20 protein-coding genes and 1 tRNA gene are annotated in these 22,254 nt (G+C 58.8%); 4 read left to right on the forward strand and 17 right to left on the reverse strand.

Translation table 11 applies throughout. The features are described 5' to 3' along the window. Positions 1-14 precede the first annotated feature (14 nt). The 6 genes from ACZ89E_RS13440 to ACZ89E_RS13465 all read right to left on the reverse strand — a co-directional run bounded on the left by ACZ89E_RS13440 (position 15) and on the right by ACZ89E_RS13465 (position 6,031). Positions 15-602 (reverse strand): gamma-glutamyl-gamma-aminobutyrate hydrolase family protein, encoded by a 588-nt coding sequence (locus ACZ89E_RS13440; protein ID WP_149656867.1) that lies wholly within the window; start codon positions 600-602, stop codon positions 15-17. After that, positions 599-2,914 carry a PEP-utilizing enzyme gene (locus ACZ89E_RS13445; RefSeq protein ID WP_476255846.1) on the reverse strand — a complete coding sequence of 772 codons (2,316 nt, stop codon included), beginning with the start codon at positions 2,912-2,914 and terminating at the stop codon, positions 599-601. The genes ACZ89E_RS13440 and ACZ89E_RS13445 overlap by 4 nt, the downstream gene beginning before the upstream one ends. Before the next feature lie 4 nt (positions 2,915-2,918). Then, a complete protein-coding gene (locus tag ACZ89E_RS13450) occupies positions 2,919-3,668 on the reverse strand; it encodes a class I SAM-dependent methyltransferase (RefSeq protein WP_476255847.1) in 750 nt (249 codons plus the stop codon). Then, complete coding sequence (locus ACZ89E_RS13455; RefSeq protein ID WP_149656870.1) at positions 3,665-4,213, reverse strand: adenylyl-sulfate kinase; 549 nt, start codon at positions 4,211-4,213, stop codon at positions 3,665-3,667. Before ACZ89E_RS13455 ends, ACZ89E_RS13450 begins: the two co-directional genes overlap by 4 nt. 46 nt (positions 4,214-4,259) lie before the next feature. Continuing rightward, on the reverse strand, positions 4,260-5,450 hold the full coding sequence (locus tag ACZ89E_RS13460; RefSeq protein WP_476255848.1) for a hypothetical protein: 1,191 nt from the start codon (positions 5,448-5,450) through the stop codon (positions 4,260-4,262). Positions 5,451-5,941: 491 nt separating this feature from the next. Next, a tRNA-Ser gene (locus ACZ89E_RS13465) sits at positions 5,942-6,031 on the reverse strand. A gap of 308 nt (positions 6,032-6,339) precedes the next feature. On the opposite strand from ACZ89E_RS13465, the gene ACZ89E_RS13470 reads away from it, so the two are divergent. The 3 genes from ACZ89E_RS13470 to ACZ89E_RS13480 all read left to right on the forward strand — a co-directional run bounded on the left by ACZ89E_RS13470 (position 6,340) and on the right by ACZ89E_RS13480 (position 9,087). Continuing rightward, on the forward strand, positions 6,340-7,029 hold the full coding sequence (locus ACZ89E_RS13470; RefSeq protein WP_149656871.1) for a crotonase/enoyl-CoA hydratase family protein: 690 nt from the start codon (positions 6,340-6,342) through the stop codon (positions 7,027-7,029). 214 nt (positions 7,030-7,243) lie between these two features. Then, positions 7,244-7,966, forward strand: a complete 723-nt coding sequence (locus ACZ89E_RS13475; RefSeq protein WP_149656872.1) for a 1-acylglycerol-3-phosphate O-acyltransferase — start codon at positions 7,244-7,246, stop codon at positions 7,964-7,966. A 149-nt stretch (positions 7,967-8,115) separates the two neighbouring features. Beyond that, positions 8,116-9,087: a magnesium and cobalt transport protein CorA gene (locus tag ACZ89E_RS13480; protein ID WP_149656873.1), complete on the forward strand. Its 972-nt coding sequence runs from the start codon at positions 8,116-8,118 to the stop codon at positions 9,085-9,087. A 98-nt stretch (positions 9,088-9,185) separates the two neighbouring features. Here the strand turns inward: ACZ89E_RS13480 and ACZ89E_RS13485 are convergent, their stop codons facing one another. From ACZ89E_RS13485 to ACZ89E_RS13495, 3 genes are all read right to left on the reverse strand, one after another. Next, complete coding sequence (locus ACZ89E_RS13485; RefSeq protein WP_463259845.1) at positions 9,186-9,908, reverse strand: amidotransferase; 723 nt, start codon at positions 9,906-9,908, stop codon at positions 9,186-9,188. A gap of 95 nt (positions 9,909-10,003) precedes the next feature. Continuing rightward, positions 10,004-12,148 (reverse strand): 3-hydroxyacyl-CoA dehydrogenase NAD-binding domain-containing protein, encoded by a 2,145-nt coding sequence (locus tag ACZ89E_RS13490; protein ID WP_476255849.1) that lies wholly within the window; start codon positions 12,146-12,148, stop codon positions 10,004-10,006. Positions 12,149-12,173: 25 nt separating this feature from the next. Beyond that, complete coding sequence (locus ACZ89E_RS13495) at positions 12,174-13,379, reverse strand: acetyl-CoA C-acetyltransferase (RefSeq protein WP_476255850.1); 1,206 nt, start codon at positions 13,377-13,379, stop codon at positions 12,174-12,176. A gap of 581 nt (positions 13,380-13,960) precedes the next feature. On the opposite strand from ACZ89E_RS13495, the gene ACZ89E_RS13500 reads away from it, so the two are divergent. Further along, positions 13,961-14,782, forward strand: a complete 822-nt coding sequence (locus tag ACZ89E_RS13500) for a c-type cytochrome (RefSeq protein WP_476257054.1) — start codon at positions 13,961-13,963, stop codon at positions 14,780-14,782. 329 nt (positions 14,783-15,111) lie between these two features. On the opposite strand, the gene ACZ89E_RS13505 is transcribed toward ACZ89E_RS13500, so the two are convergent. The 8 genes from ACZ89E_RS13505 to ACZ89E_RS13540 all read right to left on the reverse strand — a co-directional run bounded on the left by ACZ89E_RS13505 (position 15,112) and on the right by ACZ89E_RS13540 (position 22,240). Beyond that, positions 15,112-16,143 carry an IS110 family RNA-guided transposase gene (locus ACZ89E_RS13505; protein ID WP_463259842.1) on the reverse strand — a complete coding sequence of 344 codons (1,032 nt, stop codon included), beginning with the start codon at positions 16,141-16,143 and terminating at the stop codon, positions 15,112-15,114. Between the two features lie 153 nt (positions 16,144-16,296). Next, the gene (locus tag ACZ89E_RS13510; RefSeq protein WP_133836636.1) at positions 16,297-17,118 is read right to left on the reverse strand and encodes a transglutaminase family protein; all 822 of its coding nucleotides are present in this window, start codon (positions 17,116-17,118) and stop codon (positions 16,297-16,299) included. Then, on the reverse strand, positions 17,115-18,065 hold the full coding sequence (locus ACZ89E_RS13515) for an alpha-E domain-containing protein (protein ID WP_133836635.1): 951 nt from the start codon (positions 18,063-18,065) through the stop codon (positions 17,115-17,117). Before ACZ89E_RS13515 ends, ACZ89E_RS13510 begins: the two co-directional genes overlap by 4 nt. A gap of 12 nt (positions 18,066-18,077) precedes the next feature. After that, entirely contained in the window at positions 18,078-19,487 is a 1,410-nt protein-coding gene (locus ACZ89E_RS13520) for a circularly permuted type 2 ATP-grasp protein (protein ID WP_054048561.1), read from the reverse strand. 396 nt (positions 19,488-19,883) lie between these two features. Next, positions 19,884-20,225, reverse strand: a complete 342-nt coding sequence (locus ACZ89E_RS13525; RefSeq protein ID WP_054048564.1) for a ribonuclease E inhibitor RraB — start codon at positions 20,223-20,225, stop codon at positions 19,884-19,886. A gap of 214 nt (positions 20,226-20,439) precedes the next feature. Continuing rightward, a complete protein-coding gene (locus ACZ89E_RS13530; RefSeq protein ID WP_149656879.1) occupies positions 20,440-20,673 on the reverse strand; it encodes a hypothetical protein in 234 nt (77 codons plus the stop codon). Between the two features lie 252 nt (positions 20,674-20,925). Continuing rightward, a complete protein-coding gene (gene speE / locus ACZ89E_RS13535) occupies positions 20,926-21,801 on the reverse strand; it encodes a polyamine aminopropyltransferase (protein ID WP_476255851.1) in 876 nt (291 codons plus the stop codon). A 247-nt stretch (positions 21,802-22,048) separates the two neighbouring features. After that, positions 22,049-22,240: a PLDc N-terminal domain-containing protein gene (locus tag ACZ89E_RS13540; protein WP_123403173.1), complete on the reverse strand. Its 192-nt coding sequence runs from the start codon at positions 22,238-22,240 to the stop codon at positions 22,049-22,051. Positions 22,241-22,254: the final 14 nt, after the last annotated feature.

Genomic DNA, 22,254 nt, shown 5'->3' on the forward strand with positions numbered 1-22,254 from the left:
CAGATAAAGACGCTTCATTCACCGAACAGCTGCTTCAGCCGATCAACATCGTGCGCTGCAAAAACGCTTTCTCGCTCCGGATGCCACATCCAGCCTGCCCACGGCAGACTGAGGTGGCGAATGGCTTCGATTTCCCCATCTTCACTGCGCGCCTGGACCTCGAATCCATGGGGACACCCGGCAAGCGCCAAACCGTGATAACTGTTCACCTCGGCAACAATCTGCCCCGACAGTTGATGCCGGGTTCGCACATGACCGGTCACCGGTTTGAGCACACCACCCGACCAGTGCGCGATCATCTGCATGCCCCGGCAAATGCCGAGTACTGGCAGGCCGTGAGCCCGTGCATGGTCAAGCAATCGGCTTTCGGTCCGGTCCCGTGCCGGACACTGGCCGATGTCATTGCCACCCGAAAGCACAATGGCCTGGGGCGAAACCGCGCTCAACCAGCCTTCCAGGTCACCCTCCAAACCGTTAGGCACCGGCAACGGCAAATAACCGGCGGCCCGTAGAAAATCAATCAGCCGCTGGTCCAGCGCATCACGGCTTTCGCCACGCTCGGGCAACACGTCCACTCGCTGGCTGACGGCGATGACTTTCACGCCAATACCTCCACCCAGCGGCCGGGACAGTCCAGGTGCAGGCGCTGTGCCGTCGACCAGCGACGATAGAGCACTTCACCGGCACCGATGACGGCGGGCAGGCCAAGCTCGCCGGCGCGAATCGCCATGTGCGAGTTGGCGCCGCCGAAAGCCGTGATCAACCCGGCGATCGGGTAGGCGAACAACCAGTCAAACCCCGGGTCCGCATTGGGGATGCAGACAATCGCCCCGGTCAGCTTATCCCGGTCATCACTGCCCACCACGGGGGCGGTCACCTGTTTCTGGGTGATGAAGTTGGGCGCGGTTTCCGGCCATTCGAAGGACCAGACATCCTCAGGGCAGGTAATCACCGGTGGCAGCGATACCTTGAGGGTTTCTGCGTAGCGCGCCTTGCCCTGCTCGATGCTGCGCAACAACACATCCTTCGGATCGACAGCCGCTATGTGCAGCTCCTTAAAGGCGCTGATGTCGCAATAGGCGATGTCTTCACGACTGATGCCATGCTGGGCGCCCACTTCGGCAATCAATGCCAGGGCATCCGACAAATTGCGGGTGAAATGGAATTTGGCCAGTTCGCGCAGCTCGATGCCCGCTTGCATGAAGTCCAGCAAACCGACCGGATCGGGCTGCAAGCCGTGCTCTTCCAATTGCTTCACGATGGCACGCATCTGCGGGAGGGTCAGCGAAAAGGGTTTTAACGGTTCCGGAGCGGCGGGTCGCTGGGACCAATCGAAATACAGCTCCGGTGCTTCATCGTAACGGGGCGACAGGATGTCGTAGGTGCCCGGGCGCAAATGACCGTAACGCGCCAGGAACGTCGACTTGTCGAGGATTGCCCGGTCACGGGCCAACTGACCGCTGACGGTCGAGACACCCGCCATGAAGCAATCGTAGTCAGCCTGGGAGAAAACGCCCACGGTCACCAAGGATTTGAGCATCTGCACGGCGACGAAGCCAGCACGCGCCAGACCGGCAAATGGCAGGGTGCCGTAGCGCTTGGCATCCTCCAGCAACCAGTAGATCCGTTCCAGGGGATCGGCATTGGACGCCAGCAACGCTTCGCGTCGCTCATTGAGGATGTCGAGTTTATTGGCATCGGCGCGCCACAAGCCGTCCTTGGGATGGACGATACGGTTGGTCAGCTTGCGCAAACTGCTGCTGATGGCTTCCAGTTCGTGGTCCTGGAAACCGGCACTGGCCAGACGCTCCAGACGCTGGGACAAGTCCAGTGTGTAGCACGAGAACACAATCTCGAACTCGACCTTATCGTGCAGCGTCGGTTCGGCCAGCAGGCGATCGATGTAGTGATCAACCAGCCGCCCTGCCAGCCCCTCGTCGAGGTCTGCCGGAATAAACGAGTTGAACGACAAGCGCACATCAATGTACGGCAGCCCGAAAAAATGCGGCATCAGCGGAAAGCTGCGCAAGTTGCGGTAGCCATAGTTATGGCGCTGGTAAGCCCAGATCGAGTCAGTCACCAGGTCCCGGTACAGCGAGAGCGCAAGCGGCCGGGGTCGGATACCGATAATCTCGGCCGGGTTCCAGTCCGGCATCACGCCATAGACCGTGCGCTGCCCCATCAGGAATGGGTGCGGTTGCATGCCCCGCGCCACCTTGCGCTGAATGCTGTCCAGGCGAGCAGCCTGGTCAGCCTCGGATTCGGCAGGGTTGGGTAGAATCAATGGCCGCACTTGTAACAGCCACAGGACTTCGCCCTCGGCCTCGCGTGTGACCGCAAACTCGCAATCGATGGGTGCGTTATCGAACAACGCCAGCAGTTCGGCGAGCAAGAGCATAAGCGGGGCCAGGCTCGGCGGTGGCGGCACTTCGCTGCGCGCCGCCTGCTGCCACAACCGACCGCCCATGCCGCCAGTGACCGAAGCGGTGTCAGTGCCTTCAGACCAGTTCACCACCCGATACGGCGCACAGGTATTCGGGTCGTGGGAAAAGGCGACACCGGAGCGAAGTACATTTCCCAACATCGGCTGAATCAGCACCTCGTCCGACGGATGTGCATCGCCATAACTGGCAATCACCCGCTCAATCGCCGACTCCAGGTCCGCTTCAATGACATCGGGGATCGAAAGATAAGCCCCGGCGCCAGATGCCTGCGCGCCATCTTCGCGCAGACAGCTGGAACGCACGATCCACGGCCCGTCTCCCAACCCTCCCCGAACGTCACGAAAACAGGCGTGCCGCCCTTGTTGCCATTCCTTCACGGTGAATGACAACAAGGGCGCGATGCGAGCGGACCTGAGTCGCTCCTGAAGGCTGAGCAATGTGCCGGCCTTGGTCGAGAATTGCAGCGACATCGGCTTATCTCAGCTGAGCAACCCAGATATTGGTCGAGTACGGAATCTGGATCGAGGCCGTATCAAGGCTTCTCAGATAGTCATCAATGGCACTGATCACTTCGTGGAATTTCGCGCCAGCCTGGCGCTCCAGCGTCGCATGGGAACGCCAGGCTTCCAGGCACTCTTCGATGGTCTGTTCGTGAGTGACCCGCGCATCCAGGTGAACAACCGGGCCGAACAAGGCACTGGCGTCGATGACGGCGGTTTGATCTTCACGGCGAGTACCGTAGCCGTAACCCTGGACCCGATCCTTGATGATGGCTTCGATCCGGGCCTGGATAGGATCTTCAAGATACCGATGGTTCCACATGCAGGCGAACCAGCCCCGAGGCTTGAGGATGCGCGCGGTTTCCTTGAGTGCCTGCTGGCGGTCGCAAACATTGAAGGAACTGCCAAAGGTGACCATGTCGAATGCTTGGTCAGTTTGCCCGGTCGCTTCGCCGGTGCCTTCATGCCAACGGACGTTGGTCAAGTCAGCGGTACGCTTGATGCCATTGGCTCGCATCGCATCATTCGGCTCCACGGCCACAACGTCCAGACCACGCGCAGCAAGCATCAAGGTCAGGTGCGCAACGCCTGCGCCGACGTCGCAAAACGTGTCGCCTTGTTCGGCACCGGCAATCGACAGCATCGCGTCAATGGCGGCATTGGCGTAGTCAGGACGCTTCAGATAAGCGTCGGCCAGGGTGGAGTAATCCCATTCGGTTTTCATACCAACTTCCTTTTCAAAAAATGGTGAAGCAAGTTATCGGTCAACGTTTGTATGGAGCGGTCAGGATCAAACTCCACCACCCAATCTGCCGCGTCCGGCTCATCAATCGGTAAATCGAGACCCGCGACATTGTCCAACTCGCCGGCATCGAACCGGCGATAGATTCCCTTGGGGTCCCGACGACGCAGTTCCGCCACGGGCACCTTCAAATACACTTCGAAATAACCCGGTAGATGGGTGCGGTTCCAGGCATGAACTTCGCTGAACAGCGAAATCGTTGCGATCACAACGGTGTGCCCTTGCGCCGCGATGACCCGGCACAGATGGGCGTATTGCAGGGCCAGGGCCAATCGCCCCTCCCGCCCGTGGTTTTTCGTATTGGCAGCAGTTGCCCCGAAAACATCGCGCAGTTCATCGCCGTCCAGCAGGACAACCGAGTGGCCATGACTTCGAAGCCCGTCTACAAACGCCTGGGCCAACGTCGACTTGCCCGCACCTGACAGGCCGGTAATCCAGACCACCTGCCCGCAAACGTCATCTTTCATATCCATCCGACTCTTTGGCCATTTAGAAACGTCAATTGCTTGGGATTCATGACAGTTGCAGCGAGCTCGTTTGAGCTTCGAATTCGCTGGCCTTTCCCCAGGCATCGATTACAAAGCAGCGGAAATCAGAGTCATGCTGTTGCTGAACCAGATCCAGGAACACCTCATCCGGATGTTCGCGCTCGCCGTACTCGGATTCATAAAATTTCTTATAAATAGCGTAACTTTGCTCAGGCGTAATCAGGTCTAAACCCAGTATCAGATCTTTCAGATCGTCACCACTTCTGGCGATTGGCAACAGACTCTGCATTTGCTCCAGCCACGCCGTAACAATGGGGTGGCTCTCGTGGGTTTCCGGAACATAATAAATCGGCAGTTTGCATGTATTCAGCATGAACGAAACACCACCACTTGAGGCGTCAGTGATGAGTTTGTCACATTGCTGATAGAAATCCTGACTGCTTCCTTTAGTCGTATCTATTGTGATCCATGGATACTGAGAAAGCTGCTCGCATACTTCGCTGACATACGGGCGTGTGAAGTCAGTCATATAAGGGCGCAAGATAAATTGCGCATGGGGGATCTGGGATTTTATGCTGTTAATCACTACCCCCATATTTTCATACAGGGAAGCGCCGCTCGGGCATATACCAACCTGGGTTGGCAGAAGGCCCACGACGCATTTATCGGGCACCCGCTGAATGTCAGGAGCCGCCTTGAACGATTTGGGGATCTTGACCGGTAATACAGAGATGATATTGGTTTTACGGAATTCCGAGCGCAACGTTTTCGTTGCATTGCCCGCTAGGCCCGCGTGCCTGTCAGGTCGGTAAAGTTGCAGACCCGTTTTGACCAGGTCGGAAATCGATCGGGATGAGGAAACAATCGCATCCCAATAACTCAGCAACTCAGAAAAATAGTATTGATCCTTGGCCGGCATACCGACATTGCCATGGGCAATGAAAATAGCAAAGTTTGAATCATCCAGTATTCGCGCGACCCAGCCATCATTAGAGATAACGACGTGCGACTTTATCTTCACGATAAAATCCAGGGTAACTTCTTCAACAGGATGATTCAGAAGCTGTTCCGCTTCGACTCTGCTGATACCCACATTGTTGGTTTGAAGTACCACACAGTCGTAATGACTGCGAAGGGCATTCAGCGCTGGCCGCAAGTACTCAAGATAGGTTTTTCCGCCTTGCTTGACGTTACTGATCAAGTAAACTTTTTTCATTGTAAAACGCGCACCTTCAAAGCTATCCCAGGCAAGCCAGGTTCAGGCCAGGTAAACGCACAGAAAAAAGAGAATTCGTTGATCCAGCCCAAGCGCATCTCCCTTTCGCACGTGTTACATCCTTGTTGTGGGGCAAATCAGAACAGTTGTGAAACCAAAAACAGGGCTTGGGCCCAGCTGCAAAAAGCGCGTCAATATAGCATGCGCTGGCAAATTGACAGCGTGCGGGGCGGGAAATATTTCCAGATGCTACAGCTATAGGATGGCGCCTCGATGGCCGCGGGGTCATCTCCTGGAAGCTCGCAGGCTGTCTCGTGGGAATGGCGACTTACTACCTGAGGGCGGCCCGTTTTCTTGAGTCTTCCCGCGCTCAGCAAAAAAACCGGCACATGGCCGGGGTTTTGTTAAGAAGCCGCCTGGTGTTTTTGAACGCCAGAAACCACAAAACCCCTGACTTCTTTCGAAATCAGGGGTTCTGGTTACATCGAATTTGGCGGTGAAGGAGAGATTCGAACTCTCGATACAATTTCTTGTATACACACTTTCCAGGCGTGCTCCTTAAGCCACTCGGACACTTCACCGTATCTCTTCAAACATGTTCTGTCTGTCGAGGCGCGCTAATGTAGTCGAAAGCTTTTCCGATGGCAAATATTTTTTTCAGAATTTTCATGCGGTTAGCGATTCGGGCGCTGCGGCGGGTTCCGGGGTATGGCAAACCTGCCAATCTCCGGCGTCGCGCCCTCTTCTATATAGAGGGGAATGCACGGCTGGTGCGGCCGGCTACGCTTGGCGGGCGGGGAAAGGGTGACCGGCGGGTCAGTCACGGCGCTTTACCTGGCTTGCCGCGGTGGGTAACGTCTGCCTCAACTTTCATACAAGGAATAGCGTCATGAGTGAGTTGATTTCCTACCACCTCGAAGACGGTATCGCGACCCTGACGTTGAGCAATGGCAAGGTAAACGCCATTTCCCCGGACGTAATTGCGGCGTTTAACGTTGCGCTGGATCAGGCGGTGACTGATCGCGCAGTGGTGATCATTACCGGTACGCCCGGGATTCTGTCGGGCGGTTACGATTTGAAGGTGATGACCGCCGGCCCTAAAGAAGCCGTGGCGTTGGTGACGGCCGGTTCGACCCTGGCGCGTCGCCTGTTGTCGCACCCGTTCCCGGTGATCGTGGCGTGCCCTGGGCATGCGGTGGCCAAGGGTGCGTTCCTGTTGTTGTCGGCGGATTACCGCATTGGGGTCGACGGCCCGTTCAGCATTGGCCTGAACGAAGTGCAGATCGGCATGACCATGCACCACGCCGGGATCGAGCTGGCCCGTGATCGCTTGAGCAACGCAGCGCTGCATCGTTCGGTGATCAATGGCGAGATGTTCAACCCGCAGAGCGCGATTGCTGCCGGTTTCCTCGATGCGGTGGTATCGGCCGAGGAACTGCAAGGTGCAGCGCTGGCAGCGGCGCGCCAGTTGAAGAAGATCAACATGACCGCGCACAAGAACACCAAGCTGAAAGTGCGCAAGGCACTGCTGGAGACGCTGGACAACGCGATCATCCAGGATCAGGAACATCTGGGTTAAGCCCATTCCTGCTGCAACGAAAAGCCCGACCGTCATGTCGGGCTTTTTCGTACGCGCTCTGTTGAAAAGTCTGCAACCGCTCTAGGCCGCGTCTGACCCACAAGTCTGAAACATGCGCTTAAACATCGCCTATCTCCCGCCTCTATAGTGGCAATTGCCGAAAACAGTGCACATCCGTACACTGCGCCACCTTTTGTCCCGGTGGGGCCTGTAAATGCTGTTTGTGTTTCGTATGTTATTGATGGGCCTGCACTTTATTCTGGCCGGTGTGCTGGGGGTGATTCTGGGTCTGTGCCGACCGTTCAACCCGGACAACAGCCGTTTATGCGCGCGCCTGTATGCCTGGCCAGCGATGTGTATTTTGCGCCTGCGGGTGAAGACTGACGTCGGTCCGTTGATGGACAAGCCCGACAGCTGCGTGATCATCGCCAACCATCAATCCAACTACGATCTGTTTGTGTTCGGCAACGTGGTGCCCCGCCGCACCGTGTGTATCGGCAAAAAGAGCCTGAAATGGGTGCCGCTGTTTGGCCAGTTGTTCTGGCTGGCAGGCAATGTGTTGATCGACCGAGGCAATGCGCACAAGGCGCGCCAGTCGATGCTCACCACCACCCATACCTTGCAGCATGAAGACACCTCGATCTGGGTGTTCCCGGAAGGCACGCGCAACCTCGGTGAGGACTTGCTGCCGTTCAAGAAAGGCGCGTTCCAGATGGCGATTGCCGCCGGAGTGCCGATCGTACCGGTGTGTGTCAGCAGTTACGTCAAGCACATGCGACTGAACCGCTGGCGCAGTGGGAAAATTCTGATCCGCTCGCTGCCGGCGATTCCTACCGCCGGATTGAGCATGGACGATATGCCGCTGCTGATCGCCCAGTGCCGCGAGCAGATGCGCGAGTGCATCGCCGCGATGGACCGGCAACTGCAAGCTGCCTGAACAGAAACCCGCCCTGTGCGGGTTTTCTTTTGCCTGCGAAACGCTTGCCCGTGAACTCCGCAGATTTCACTGAATCTCTACAAGCAGCAGGCTAAGCTGGACACTGCCTGTCACTGCCAATTCGTATTGATAAGAAGTGAACCACCATCATGGGTAGAGTTGTTGCTGCTGCGGTTTATAGCGCCGGTAAAAAAATCACCAATATCACGCTCGATGAAGGCGCAGCCTGGGCCGCCAAGACCGGGCACTTTGTGTGGATCGGTCTCGAAGAGCCCAACGCCCAGGAGCTGACCAACCTGCAACGCCAGTTCAACCTGCACGAACTGGCCATCGAAGACGCCCTGGAAAAACACAGTCGACCGAAGCTCGAAACCTTCGGCGATGCGCTGTTTATCGTCACGTACTCGCCGATCCGCCATGAAGGCAAACTGGAGTTCATCGAGACGCACATCTTTGCCGGCAAGGGTTACATCATCACCGCCCGCAACGGTCACTCGGCGTCCTACGCCCATGTCCGTCAGCGTTGTGAGGCGCGTCCGTTGTTGTTGGAGCACGGGGAAGATTTCGTCCTCTATGCCATCCTCGATTTCGTGATCGAAAACTACCAGCCGGTGGGCGAAGCGATCCATGCTGAAATCGATGAGCTGGAACGCAACGTCTTGTGCAGCGCGCTCAATGAGCACGACATCCAGAAGCTCCACAGCCTGCGCCGCGACGTGCTGCGTTTGCGCCGGTATGCGGCGCCGATGGTGGAGATTGGTGAAGAGTTGCAGAAGCTGAGCTTCCCGTTCATCGACAAGAACATGCGTCCGTATTTCCGCGATGTGCAGATCCACGTCACGCGGCAGATGGAAGACCTGACAACCCTGGCGGATATTGCCAGCCAGACCATTGAGGTCGGGGTGTTGCTGGAGGCGTCACGCCAGAGCGTGGTGCAGCGCAAGTTCGCAGCATGGGCGGCGATTCTGGCGTTCCCGACAGCGGTGGCCGGGATCTACGGGATGAACTTCCAGAACATGCCGGAGTTGAGCTGGCACTACGGGTATTTTGCGGTGATGGGATTTATTGCCGTGGGGTGTGTGAGTTTGTGGGCGAGTTTCAAGAAGTCTGGATGGCTGTAGCCAGTACCGAGTCGTCTGTGACATTCGCGGGCAAGCCTCGCTCCTACAGGTCAGCGTGATCTGTAGGAGCGAGGCTTGCCCGCGAAGCTTTTCGGCGTTTAAACCGCAGCAGGCTTATGCGCCACAAACCGCATCATCCACTCCGCAACGGTTGTGCCGTGATGCTCATGCTCAAGACTCGCCACGCCTTTGGAATACACCTGCTCACCCAACGCTTCCTGGCGAATCTCCAGCAGCGCCCGTGAGTAGTCGTGAATGAACTCCGGATGCCCCTGAAAGCACAGCACCTGGTCGTTGATGTGGTACGCGGCGAACGGGCAGAAATCGCTCGAGGCAATCACCGTGGCGTTTTCCGGCAGTGCGGTCACCTGATCCTGGTGACTGATCAGCAACGTCAACTCTTCCCGCACCGGGCTCATCCAAGGCGCCTTGGCGGCGAGTTTGTAGTTGTGGATGCCCACGCCCCAGCCCTGGGTTGCGCGCTCGCTCTTGCCGCCCAGCAGCAACGCCAACAACTGATGACCAAAGCACACGCCCAGCAGTTTGTCGCCGCGCTCGTAGCGCTTGAGCAGGTAGGTCCTGAGGGTTTCGATCCACGGGTCGGTGCCGAAGGAATCGGCCTTGCTGCCGGTGATCAGGTAAGCGTCGAAGGTCAGCTCATCGCCGGGATATTCGCCCTGCATCACGTTGTAGACGCAGAACTCGGCTTCGATGGGTTGTTGCGAAAACAGACGCTGGAACATCTGCCCGTAACCCTGATATTGATCGACCAGTTCCGGACGCAGGATGTCGGTTTCCAGAATGCAGATGCGTAACGACATAAAAAATACCTGACACGTGATGGGAATAATGCACACCTCAGAGCCTGCCTTGAAACGTGGTGGCAAGGCAAGCCCCGAAGTGCGTCATCGGCCCCTTAGAACGCCTCCCCTTTGGCGGCTTTTTCCAACAGTAGCGCCGGTGGAGCAAAGCGTTCGCCGTACTGCTCGGCCAGGTATTGGGCGCGGGCGACAAAGTCTTTCACGCCATATTGATTGATAAATTGCAGCGCGCCGCCGGTCCAGGCCGCGAAGCCAATCCCGAAGATCGAGCCGACGTTGGCATCCGCCGTCGAGGTCAGCACGCCCTCCTCCACGCAACGCACGGTTTCGATGGCTTGTACGAAAAGCAGGCGATCACGCACATCCTTCGGTGAAATCTGCCCGTCGGCTTTCTCGAAACGGGTTTTCAGCTCCGGCCACAGATGTTTCTGGCCACCGGCCGGGTAATCATAGAAACCGCCTCCTGCGGCCTTGCCCGGACGCTTGTATTCATTGAGCAGCAAGTCAATCACGGCGAACGCCGGGTGCTCAATCAGCGGCTTCCCTTCTGCTTGTAGGTCTTTGGCCGTTTGCTGACGGATGTGGCTCATCAGGCTGAGGGAAACTTCGTCAGAAATGGCCAACGGACCGATCGGCATCCCGGCCTTGCGCGCTTCGGTCTCGATCATCGGCGCGCTCACGCCTTCGCCGAGCATGGCGATGCTTTCGTTGGTGAAAGTGCCGAACACCCGCGAGGTGAAGAAGCCGCGACTGTCGTTGACCACAATCGGGGTTTTCTTGATTTGCAGGACGAAATCGAAACCACGGGCCAGGGTTTCGTTACTGGTGTTCGTGCCTTTGATGATTTCCACCAAGGCCATTTTCTCTACGGGACTGAAGAAATGCAGGCCAATGAACTTGCTCTGGTCCGGCACCGCGGTGGCGAGGCCGCTGATCGGCAAGGTCGAGGTGTTAGAGGCAATCACCGCGTCCGCACCAACGACTTTCTGTGCGGCAGCAGAGACTTTGGCTTTCAGGTCGCGATCTTCAAACACCGCTTCAATGATCAGGTCGCAGCCCGCCAGATCGGCATCGCTTTCGGTGGTGTGAATCCGCGCCAGCACCGCATCGCGCTGCTCAGCGCTCAACTGGCCACGGGCAACCTTCTTGTCCAGCAGTGCCGCCGAATGCGCCTTGCCCTTCTCCGCCGCCGCGAGGTTGATGTCCTTGAGCACCACGTCGATGCCCGCCGAGGCGCTGACGAAAGCGATCCCCGCGCCCATCATCCCCGCCCCCAGCACACCGACCCGGCGCGTGACATACGGCGCAAAACCCTGTGGCCGCGAGCCACCGGCATTGATCTCGTTCAGTTGAAACCAGAACGTGCCGATCAGGTTTTTCGACACCTGCCCGGTGGTCAACTCCGTGAAGTAACGGGTCTCGATCAAGTGTGCCGTGTCGAAATCCACCTGGGCGCCTTCCACCGCCGCGCAGAGGATTTTCTCCGGCGCGGGCAGGCAGCCCTGGGTTTTGGCGCGCAGGATCGACGGCGCGATGGCCAGCATTTGCGCGACTTTCGGATTCGACGGCGTACCGCCGGGGATCTGATAACCCTTCACATCCCAACGCTGCACCGCCGCCGGATTGGCAATGATCCACGCCCGTGCCTTGGCCAGCAGCTCATCAGGATCCGCCGCCAGCTCATCGATCAAACCGGCCTGCAACGCCTGTTGCGGCCGGACCTTCTTGCCTTCGAGCAAATACGGCAAGGCCTTTTCCAGGCCCAGCATACGCACCATGCGCACCACCCCGCCGCCCCCCGGCAACAGACCGAGGGTGACTTCCGGCAGGCCGAGTTGCACCGACGGATTGTCCAGCGCCACGCGGTGATGGCAAGCCAGGCAGATTTCCCAGCCGCCGCCCAATGCTGCACCGTTAATCGCGGCGACCACCGGCTTGCCGAGGGTTTCCAGGGTGCGCAGCTGCCCCTTCAACGTCAGCACCATGTCGTAGAACGCTTTGGCTTCGGGTTTGCCGACCTTGATCAGTTCATTGAGATCGCCGCCGGCAAAGAAAGTCTTCTTGGCCGAGGTGATGATGACGCCGGCGATGCTGTCCTTTTCCGCCACCAATTGGGCGACGCGGGCTGCCATGGCCTCGCGGTACACCGCGTTCATGGTGTTGGCGCTCTGGCCCGGCATGTCGATGGTCAGGACGACAATCCGGTCCTGGCCTTTTTCGTAACGAATGGCTTCAGTCATGAAGAAATTTCCTTGAAGTCGGGACTCAGAGGCGTTCGATGATGGTGGCAATGCCCATGCCGCCGCCGACACACAAGGTCGCGAGGCCATAGCGCAAGCGCCGGGTTTCCAGTTCATCGAGCAGGGTGCCGAGGATCGCGCAACCGGTGGCGCCCAACGGGTGACCCATGGCGATCGAGCCGCCGTTGACGTTGACCTTGTCCGGGTCGATGGCCATGTCCTTGATGAACTTGAGCACCACCGAAGCGAAGGCTTCGTTGACCTCGAACAAATCGATATCTTCGACCCGCAACCCGGCCTTGGCCAAGGCCTTGCGGGTGGCCGGCGCCGGGCCGGTGAGCATGATGGTCGGGTCGGTGCTGGTGACCGCTGTGGCGACGATCCGCGCCCGCGGCTGCAAGCCCAGCGCCCGACCGCGTGCTTCGGAACCGATCAGCATCAGCGCCGCGCCGTCGACGATCCCGGAACTGTTGCCCGGCGTGTGCACATGGTTGATCCGCTCCACGTGGCTGTAGACCCGCAGCGCGGTGGCGTCGAAGCCCATTTGCCCCATCATTTCGAAACTCGGCTTGAGCTTACCCAAGCCTTCCATCGTCGACTCGGCGCGGATGAACTCATCGTGATCGAGCAGGATGATGCCGTTCTGGTCCTGCACCGGCACCAGCGACTTATTGAACGAACCGTCCGCCCGGGCTCGCGCGGCTTTTTGCTGGGAATGCAGCGCGTAGGCATCGACGTCCTGACGGCTAAAGCCTTCAATCGTCGCGATCAGGTCGGCGCCGACGCCTTGCGGGGTGAAGTGGTTGTGCAGATTGGTTTCCGGGTCGAGCGCCCAGGCACCGCCATCGCTGCCCATCGGCACGCGGGACATGGACTCGACGCCGCCGACCACCACCAGGTCTTCGAAGCCGGAACGGACTTTCATCGCGCCGAGGTTCACCGCCTCCAGGCCCGAAGCGCAGAAGCGATTGATCTGCAGACCGGCGACGCTGACATCCCAATCGGCGACCTGCGTCGCGGTTTTGGCGATGTCGGAGCCTTGATCGCCGATCGGCGTGACGCAGCCGAGCACCACGTCATCGACCTGGCTGGTGTCCAGCGATGTGCGCTGCTGCAACGCCCTCAGCAAGCCGGCCACCAGGCTCACCGGTTTGACGCTGTGCAACGCGCCATCGGCCTTGCCCTTGCCACGGGGCGTGCGTAACGCGTCGAAAATCAAAGCTTCGGTCATGTGGTCCTCGAACCTGTGCGGTGAAATGCTGAGTTCTCACCTTATGCCGAGCAGCGCCGGATTCAATGACCGCAATGCTCACGGACGTTGACGGTCACGCTCAGACGGACGGTCATCGGCCATCGGATTAACCGTTTCAGGTGACGAAGCTGTCTAGCCAACGGGCGCCAAAGCAGCTGGCAATAGGCCTCATGCCTTTTTAATAGCTTTTAGCCTTTACACCATACGAAATGGATCTAAACCAAGCGTGACGCGGGCTCTAAGGTGAACATGTACGAAGTTGTCGTCGGGTTTTGCCGAGGCACTCGTCCTACAGGAAGTTCAGCGCTTTGCCGTCATGGAGATATGCAGGCAGGCATCAGGAAATAACAAAAAAAGGCGGTCAGCCATGTTCAAACATTCGAAAGTACGTCAAGCCGGACTCATCCTATTCGCCACTACGCTGTTGTTGATTTTGCCGAACCTGACCAAGGTCATTGGCTGAAACAGCGCCAGGGATTTACATCGTCTGATTAAAAAATGTGACTGGCTCGCTACCCGGGCCAGCGTGGGTGTGCCAACCTTTGCGGCACTTCCACGACATGGACGGCGATCACTTGAAAGCACTTATTCTGGTTGGGGCCTTGCTGTTCGGCACGCCCCTGTATGCCGCACAGCTGAACCTCGAGCTGGGCGCGAGCAGTCGCACCTGGCAGACCGAGGAGTTGCTCAAGCACCCTCAGGTTCAGACCATCAGCATCAGCAATGACGTTTCCTACAAACGCGACATGCGCTATCAAGCGGTGCCGTTGGCGGCGTTGTTGACTGGCATCCAGCCTGACGATCACCTGCAAGCCGTGGCCCTGGACGGTTTTGCCGCTGAACTGGCGGCAGGACCGTTGCTCAATGCCAAAGGGGCGCAAGCCTGGCTGGCCATTGAAGACCCGGCCAATCCATGGCCACCGCTGTTGGAAGGCAAGCACAGCGCCGGGCCGTTTTATCTGGTCTGGACCGATCCCCAGGCCGGCAATATCAGCCCCGAACAATGGCCGTTCGAAGTCGCCAGCATCAAGCGCATGGCGCCGGTGGCCCAGCGCTTCCCTGCCCTGCTGCCGGATCCGGCATTGAAGGCGGACGATCCGGTGAACCAGGGGTTTGCGCTGTTCCAGAAGAATTGCCTGGCCTGCCATCGACTCAATGGCGCGGGGGATGCGCAGTTCGGGCCGGACCTGAATATTCCGTACAACCCTACCGAGTATTTCGGGGCGGACTTCCTCAAGCGTTACATTCGCGATCCGCAGAGTTTGCGTCAGTGGCCACAGGCGAAGATGCCGGCGTTTTCCGAGCAGGTATTGCCGGCGGGGGATCTGGATTTGTTGGTGGGGTATTTGAAGCATATGGCGGGGCGTAAGGTTAAACCCTAGCTGCGTGTAGCCGATCGTTCCCACGCTCTGCGTGGGAATGCCTCAATGGACGCTCTGCGTCCGTATATGGACTCCTCCTCGTTGGGAAGCTTCCTTCGCTTTGGCGCCCGTGCCGACTGCACACGTATATTCGGCCTCTGGATACAGCATCGTTTCGATGCAGGGCCATGATGGGCTATTCGCGCGCCGGCTCCCAATCGCTTCTACGTGCTTCGCGCACTTGGACGCTTGAGGGGTTTGCCGACGCCGGTTCGACCGGTTTGCCATCGTTAGGGTTGCTTCGCAATCGTGGTAGGCAGTTTTTACTCGTTGGCGTTTAAGTCTGTGGGTCAGGCTGCGGCCCTGTCCGGTTGGTAATCAGTGTCATTGCGCAGCATTGCCCAAGCCATGCGTGCAGTTTTGTTGGCCAGCGCGATAGCGGCCACATTGGGATGTGATCGCTCGGCCAAACGGACGGCCCACTGGCTGAGCCGGTCGTCTTTGGATTTGGCCGTGCGCAGTGCTGATCGAGCACCATGGACCATCAACGTTCGCAAATAGGCATCTCCTCGTTTGCTTATGCCAAGTAATCGGTCCTTTCCGCCAGAACTGTGTTGTCTGGGTGTCAGCCCTAGTGAGGCCGCCAATTGTCGGCCATTGGCAAACTGGCGGGCATCACCGATAGCGGCGATGAGCGCGGTAGCGATCATTGGGCCTACACCGCGTAACTGCTGCAAGCGGACGGCCGTTGGTTCACTTGCCGCGATTGCAGATATCTCGCCATTGAGTTCGCTCACGCGCTCGTCAAGTGCGCGTAGGTCGTCCCACAAGCCATTCAGCAGACGACGAAAGCGTGCCGTCAAACCGTTATCTGCATCTTCCAGCCAGCAAGGTATTGCGCGACGCAGCATCAGTAATTCCTTCGGCGCAACGAGGCCGTACTCGGCGATCAGCCCACGAATCTGATTGGCTTTGGCCGTGCGCTGTTCGATTAAGCCGGCCCGGATGCGATGCGTCGCCTGAATATCCTGTTGTTCGATGGTCTTGACGGCGACGAAGCGCATGCTGGGGCGGCTCATGGCTTCGCAGATCGCCTCGGCATCGTTGGCGTCGTTCTTGTTGCTCTTGACGTACGGTTTGACGAACTGCGGCGCGATCAGCTTCACCCGAAATCCGCGTGCTTGTAGTTGCCGCGCCCAATGGTGCGCACCACCGCAACTTTCCATGCCGATCTCACAGCCGGGTTCGATCTTTTCCAGCACCGTTTGCAGCCAGCGATCGCGCGATAAACGCTGCCGCCAGACGGGTAGCTCATGACAATCCACGCCGTGGATCTGAAACACGTTCTTGGCCAGGTCGACCCCAATTCGCATAAGCTTCATGTGTGGACTCCTTCTCACCGTTGACTGTGGTTCGCACTTTCAGTCTGGCACTCAAGATGCCGAAGTGAGGAGGAGTCCATCCCATTGCTTCTGGGACGCGGAGCGTCCCGGGCTGCATTCCCACGCAGAGCGTGGGAACGATCAGCGTGAGGGTTACTGCTGCTGGACGGAGATCACTGGCGCCGGCATCGGCACCGGCGTCGGTGAGACAAACACCTTCGCATGCATCTGTTCGCACCCACCGCCCCGGCGCATGCCGCGTACCGGGCAGGCGTCCAGGTAATCCAGGCCCACCGCCAATTTCAGATGGCGCTCCGGCCGTGCCAACTGGTTGGTCACGTCAAAGCTGTACCACGCGTCATCCAGCCAGGCTTCGGCCCAGGCGTGGCTGGCCAGGTGTTCGCTGTTTTCGCTGTACAAATACCCCGACACATAGCGCGCCGGAATCCCCAGGCTGCGGGCGCAGGCGAGGAACGCGTGGGTGTGATCCTGGCAGACACCGGAGCGCCCGGCGAAGGCTTTGGCCGCCGTGGTGTCGACTTCGGTGGAACCGGGCGTGTAGGTCATGTACTGGTTAAGGCTTTGCATCAAGTCGATCAGCGCCGTACGGTCCCGGCGTTTTTTGCATTCCTTTTCCGCGAACCCGCGCAGGGCTTCATCGGCTTCGGTCAGCCGGGTGAAGCGCAGGAACGGCAGCGCCGACTGGCTCTCGTGCTCGGCTTCGCGCAGTTCGTCGATATCCACCTGGCCACGGGCGCCAATGATGATCGCCTCGTGGGGTTCGTCCATGGTCAGCACGTGCAGGATGTTGCCGAACGGATCGAGTTGCGCCCGCACCGGGCGCGGCAGGTCGAGCTGCCAACTGAGCACGTGCTGGCGCTCGCTGTCGTGAGGGGTCAGCCGCAAATACTGGATGCTCGCCCGCACCTGATCTTCGTAGTGATAGGTGGTCTCGTGGCTAATGGAAAGTCTCATGCAGCCTCCAGGTAGGAACTGTGAATGGCGTTACCCAACTGGCGCACCAGCGGGATGAACTCGGTCAACCAGGCGTGCAGGCCTTCGTCGAGAATTTCGGAGATGCCGGTGTAGCGCAGGCGCGCGTCCATTTCCGCCGCCAGGCGTTGTGCGGGACGGCCGTTGGCCCCCGGCAACTGGGCGAGGATCTGGTCGATTTCTTCGGTGCAGGCACGCAGTGAACGCGGCACGTCGGCGCGCAGCAGCAACAGCTCGGCGACATGTCGGGCACCTGGCGCATCGCGGTAGATCTCGGTATAGGCCTCGAACGAGGACAAGGCCCGCAGCAACGCACTCCACTGGTAATAGGCGTGAGCCGTACCGTCGCTGACCGCTTCGGCCTGATCGCCGGCCATTTCGTAGCGCGCGTCGAGCAGGCGCAGCGTGTTGTCGGCCCGCTCGATAAACGTTCCCAGACGAATGAAGCGAAACGCATCGTTACGCATGATCGTGCCGTAGGACGCGCCGCGAAACAGGTGGGAACGTTCCTTGATCCACTCGCAAAACCGGCTCATGCCATAGCGACTCAAGCCCTGTTCCGCGATCCCGCGAATTTCCAGCCAGGTGGCGTTGATGTTTTCCCACATGTCGGCGGTGATTCGCCCACGCACCGCGTGGGCACTGGCCCGCGCCGAACCGAGGCAGCTGTAGATGCTCGCCGGGTTGGCCGCGTCCAGGGCGAAGAAATGCAGCAGTCGTTCGGCGTGCAACTCGCCGTGGCGCTCCAGGTAATCGTCCAGGGTGCCGGTGATCAGCAGCGGCATGGCGAGTTCATGCAGGCCATCGCCACGGCCGTCCTGCGGCATCAGCGACAGCGAATAACTGATGTCGAGCATCCGTGCGAGGTTTTCCGCCCGCTCCAGGTAACGCGACATCCAATACAAATCCGAGGCAGTTCTACTTAACATGGCAGGCTTCCTTCAATCCTCGACCACCCAGGTGTCCTTGGTGCCGCCGCCCTGGGAGGAATTCACCACCAGGGAGCCTTCACGCAAAGCAACACGGGTCAAACCACCGGGCACAACCCGGGTTTCGCGGCCAGACAATACAAACGGACGCAGGTCGATGTGGCGTGGCGCGATGCCGTTTTCGACAAAGGTCGGACAGGTCGACAGCGACAAGGTCGGTTGCGCGATGTACGCGTGGGGCTTGGCTTTGATCCGTGCGCGGAACGACTCGATTTCCGCCGCCGTCGCCGCCGGCCCCACCAGCATTCCGTAACCACCGGAGCCCTGGGTTTCCTTGACCACCAGGTCGGGGAGATTGGCCAGGACGTGGGACAGCTCCGAGGGATTGCGACATTGGAAGGTCGGCACGTTTTTCAGGATTGGCTCTTCATCCAGATAGAAACGAATCATGTCGGTTACGAACGGGTACACCGACTTATCGTCCGCGACTCCGGTGCCGATGGCATTCGCCAGCACGACGTTGCCGGAGCGATAGGACGACAACAGCCCCGGCACACCGAGCATCGAATCCGGGTTGAACGCCAGCGGATCGAGGAACGCGTCGTCGAGGCGCCGGTAAATCACGTCGACCGCTTTCGGCCCGTCCGTGGTGCGCATGAACACCTTGTCATCGCGCACAAACAGGTCCGCGCCTTCCACCAGTTCCACGCCCATCTCTCGCGCCAGAAAGGCGTGCTCGAAAAACGCGCTGTTGAAACGGCCCGGCGTCAGCACCACCACGCTCGGGTTATCGATCGGGCTGGAGCTTTTCAGGGTGTCGAGCAACAGGTTCGGGTAGTGGTCGATAGGCGCGATGCGTTGCGCCGCGAACAACTCGGGGAACAGGCGCATCATCATCTTGCGGTCTTCGAGCATGTAGCTCACGCCGCTCGGGGTACGCAGGTTGTCTTCGAGCACGTAGTACGTGCCGTCGCCGTCGCGCACCAGATCGACGCCGGAAATGTGGGAATAGATATCCCGGTGCAAATCCAGGCCTTGCATCGCCAACTGATATTGCTCGTTGGCCAGCACCTGCTCGGCCGGGATGATGCCGGCCTTGATGATGCGCTGCTCGTGATAGAGGTCGGCGAGGAACATGTTCAACGCCTTGACCCGCTGGATGCAGCCCCGTTCGACGATCCGCCATTCGCTGGCGGGGATACTGCGGGGAATGGTGTCGAAGGGAATCAGGCGCTCTGTCCCCTGCTCATCCCCATAGAGCGTGAAGGTTATGCCGGCGCGATGAAACAACAGATCGGCCTCGCGTCGCCGTTGTGCCAAAAGCTCGTCAGGCGTTTCGGCCAGCCAACGGGCAAACTCCCGGTAATGCGGGCGGACCAGGCCGCCGGCATCGTACATCTCATCAAAATAGGTGCGGATCATGCCGTACTCCTTGTCACCCGGACATCTAGGCATCGCAAGGCCCGTGCCATCGGCATAAACGCTTAGATTTCAATCAGTTGGATAATCGCCCCAAAAGCACCGCACCAATGCTGTGCGGCAAACGCCCCAACCTGATTGCCCCCGCTTCATTGCGAAGCAATGTTGTCGCCTATCACCAGCATAGTCAGAGTTGATTTCACTGCCCGAGGGATGGTGCGGATAATCCGCGCAATCGTTGCAAAACCTCTCGAACTTCCCTTTGGCCGCCTGTTCAGGCGGTTTTTTTTGCCCAGGATTCTTGTTTCAGCGTTTTGCCAACAGGGTTTCAGGCAACCACAAACGAAAACGGCCAACCCGAAGGTCAGCCGTTAGTGAATGTTGTCGCTGTTCATAGTGTTATGCGAGTAGCCCTCGTACCTCCTGCTTGACGCCCCATCCTTCGATGATGCCGCCCAAAGGTTCAACCACCGCCTCGAAGTCCTGCTCAAAGTCGCCGATACCGTCATAGGTGGCGTACATCACTTTGCTCAGTTCCAGGTGCCATGCGCCGTCGTCGCGCACGCTGATCTGGGCATTCAAGGATTCACCACAGAAATGACCTGCCGCCCTGCGTGCCCGCTCCTCGTCCGGGAAAATCGCGTAGAACTCGATGGGATGGAATCGTGAAAAGTCGAAACCGCCTTCCTTCATGCGGCGCAGTACGCTGGTGCTGATGTCTTCTTGATAGGCTGTGCTCATGAAACGTCCTCCTAAAACCCTATGGATAGACTTTCCGTACACCCGACGCCCGCAACCGAATGGTGAAGGCGATACGGCAACCAGGTTGCCGCCGGGATTTAAGCATGTAGCTGACAAGACCAGACCTTAGCGATCCGTTCGCTGATCTCGCTTGCAGAGTAGCCCCAAGTCGGAGCCGCTGCCAAGGCCTGGTTGAGAATGAGACAGGTGAGGTTCAGACAGGAGTGATGCCGAGGATTTGAATGCTGTTCTGGGTCTTGAGACTTTTGACGCTGGCGTCGCTGGTTCGCCCTTCCAGATCGTTCAGATCCAGTTCGGCAGCCACAGGAAGGAGTCGGGCCTTGATGAGTTTGGCCGCGTGCTCGTTATCCGGGCACTCGTCACACTCAAAGACTTCGTCGAGCGTTTCGCCGTGATCATCCACGAAAGTGATTTTCCACTTTTGCATCAGTGCCTCCTCGATCAAACCCGCAAATGGGCTTACAACTATCTGGACTTTTGGGCGGGCTGATCGTTCAAACGGATTGGACGCTGACTCATGAAAAAACAAAAACCCCTGTAGGAGCGAAGCTTGCTCGCGAAAGCGGTGTATCAGTCAATACACATGTCGACTGATGCACCGCTTTCGCGAGCAAGCTTCGCTCCTACAGGGGTTACGCGTTATCCAGGGGTTACGCGTTGTTCAGAGATTGTGGATAACTTAGTCGTTGCTTGGCTTGTTGATCGCGTTCAGCACGTATTGCGGCATGGCGAACGCGCCGATGTGGATTTCCGGGTTGTAGTAGCGGGTGATGATGCCGCTGCCGGCGAAGCGCTGTTGCAGGGTTTCGCGGGACAACTTGCGATACGCGGTGTTGGTCGCGCCCCAGGCGAAGGTCATGGCGCCGCCGATGTAGGTCGGCACGGCTGCCTGGTAGAAGTGCCAATCCGGGAACAGGCTGCGCAGGCGCCCGGCAGTGGTTCGCACTTCGCCCAGTTGCATGAACGGCGTGCCGTTCTGGGTCACCAGGATGCCGCCTTCGTTCAGGCAGCGGTGGCAGGCCTGGTAGAAGTTTTCCGAGAACAGCACTTCGCCCGGCCCGATCGGGTCGGTGGAGTCGGAGATGATGACGTCGAATTTCTCGGTGGTGGTCGCAACGAAACGCATGCCGTCATCGATCACCAGGTTCAGCCGTGGGTCGTCGTACGCGCCCTTGGAGTGGTTTGGCAAGAACTCCTTGCACATGTCGACCACGGTGCCGTCGATCTCGACCATGGTGATGTGCTCGACGCTGCCGTGCTTGGCCACTTCACGCAGCATGCCGCCGTCGCCACCGCCGATGATCAGCACGCGCTTGGCGGAGCCATGGGCGAGGATCGGCACGTGGGTGAGCATTTCGTGGTAGATGAATTCGTCGGCTTCGGTGGTCTGGATCACACCGTCCAGCGCCATGACCCGGCCCATGCGCGGGTTTTCGAAGATCACCAGGTGTTGGTGTTCGGTGCGCACTTCGTGCAGCAGTTTTTCCATGCGAAAACGCTGGCCGTAGCCTTCGTAGAGGGTTTCCAGGTATTCGCTGGTTTTGGTGGTGGTCATGGGAAGTGCTCCGATGAATGCGGCGGCAACGGACGGTTACCCGCCCATGATGGCCAATCGAAAGGCTCGATTGCCCGGCAAAGGGGCGCATTCTACGTTGCGGAACATGACAGGTCGAACGTCACGTGATGACGAACCGCGATCCTGTAGGAGCGAGGCTTGCCCGCGAAGGCGTCGTGTCAGTCGATATCAATGTTGAATGACACGACGCCTTCGCGGGCAAGCCTCGCGCCTACAGAGGGTGGTGTCAGATACGGACATTCCCCCGTGGCCCGGCGATGGCCCAAATGATCAGGCCCAGTACCGGCAGCAGCAGGATCAGCAGCACCCAGATGATCTTCATCCCGGTTTCTGCACCGCTTTTCAGCACGTTGATGATGGCCCAGATGTCCAGGGCAAGAATGATCAGGCCAACCAGACCGTTAAAACTGGAACCCATAGTGTTGCTCCCAA

Source organism: Pseudomonas sp. TE3899 (assembly GCF_056279105.1).

What these genes read in the sequence shown, in the direction of transcription:
- ACZ89E_RS13510 (WP_133836636.1), bottom strand. Translation starts at nt 17,118, where the DNA reads ATGAGACTTTCCATTAGCCACGAGACCACCTATCACTACGAAGATCAG.
- ACZ89E_RS13530 (WP_149656879.1), bottom strand. Translation starts at nt 20,673, where the DNA reads ATGCAAAAGTGGAAAATCACTTTCGTGGATGATCACGGCGAAACGCTC.
- ACZ89E_RS13500 (WP_476257054.1), top strand. Translation starts at nt 13,961, where the DNA reads ATGGACGGCGATCACTTGAAAGCACTTATTCTGGTTGGGGCCTTGCTG.
- ACZ89E_RS13490 (WP_476255849.1), bottom strand. Translation starts at nt 12,148, where the DNA reads ATGACTGAAGCCATTCGTTACGAAAAAGGCCAGGACCGGATTGTCGTC.
- ACZ89E_RS13450 (WP_476255847.1), bottom strand. Translation starts at nt 3,668, where the DNA reads ATGAAAACCGAATGGGATTACTCCACCCTGGCCGACGCTTATCTGAAG.
- ACZ89E_RS13455 (WP_149656870.1), bottom strand. Translation starts at nt 4,213, where the DNA reads ATGAAAGATGACGTTTGCGGGCAGGTGGTCTGGATTACCGGCCTGTCA.
- ACZ89E_RS13495 (WP_476255850.1), bottom strand. Translation starts at nt 13,379, where the DNA reads ATGACCGAAGCTTTGATTTTCGACGCGTTACGCACGCCCCGTGGCAAG.
- ACZ89E_RS13470 (WP_149656871.1), top strand. Translation starts at nt 6,340, where the DNA reads ATGAGTGAGTTGATTTCCTACCACCTCGAAGACGGTATCGCGACCCTG.
- ACZ89E_RS13515 (WP_133836635.1), bottom strand. Translation starts at nt 18,065, where the DNA reads ATGTTAAGTAGAACTGCCTCGGATTTGTATTGGATGTCGCGTTACCTG.
- speE (WP_476255851.1), bottom strand. Translation starts at nt 21,801, where the DNA reads ATGACCACCACCAAAACCAGCGAATACCTGGAAACCCTCTACGAAGGC.
- ACZ89E_RS13445 (WP_476255846.1), bottom strand. Translation starts at nt 2,914, where the DNA reads ATGTCGCTGCAATTCTCGACCAAGGCCGGCACATTGCTCAGCCTTCAG.
- ACZ89E_RS13460 (WP_476255848.1), bottom strand. Translation starts at nt 5,450, where the DNA reads ATGAAAAAAGTTTACTTGATCAGTAACGTCAAGCAAGGCGGAAAAACC.
- ACZ89E_RS13520 (WP_054048561.1), bottom strand. Translation starts at nt 19,487, where the DNA reads ATGATCCGCACCTATTTTGATGAGATGTACGATGCCGGCGGCCTGGTC.
- ACZ89E_RS13505 (WP_463259842.1), bottom strand. Translation starts at nt 16,143, where the DNA reads ATGAAGCTTATGCGAATTGGGGTCGACCTGGCCAAGAACGTGTTTCAG.
- ACZ89E_RS13485 (WP_463259845.1), bottom strand. Translation starts at nt 9,908, where the DNA reads ATGTCGTTACGCATCTGCATTCTGGAAACCGACATCCTGCGTCCGGAA.
- ACZ89E_RS13540 (WP_123403173.1), bottom strand. Translation starts at nt 22,240, where the DNA reads ATGGGTTCCAGTTTTAACGGTCTGGTTGGCCTGATCATTCTTGCCCTG.
- ACZ89E_RS13480 (WP_149656873.1), top strand. Translation starts at nt 8,116, where the DNA reads ATGGGTAGAGTTGTTGCTGCTGCGGTTTATAGCGCCGGTAAAAAAATC.
- ACZ89E_RS13525 (WP_054048564.1), bottom strand. Translation starts at nt 20,225, where the DNA reads ATGAGCACAGCCTATCAAGAAGACATCAGCACCAGCGTACTGCGCCGC.
- ACZ89E_RS13475 (WP_149656872.1), top strand. Translation starts at nt 7,244, where the DNA reads ATGCTGTTTGTGTTTCGTATGTTATTGATGGGCCTGCACTTTATTCTG.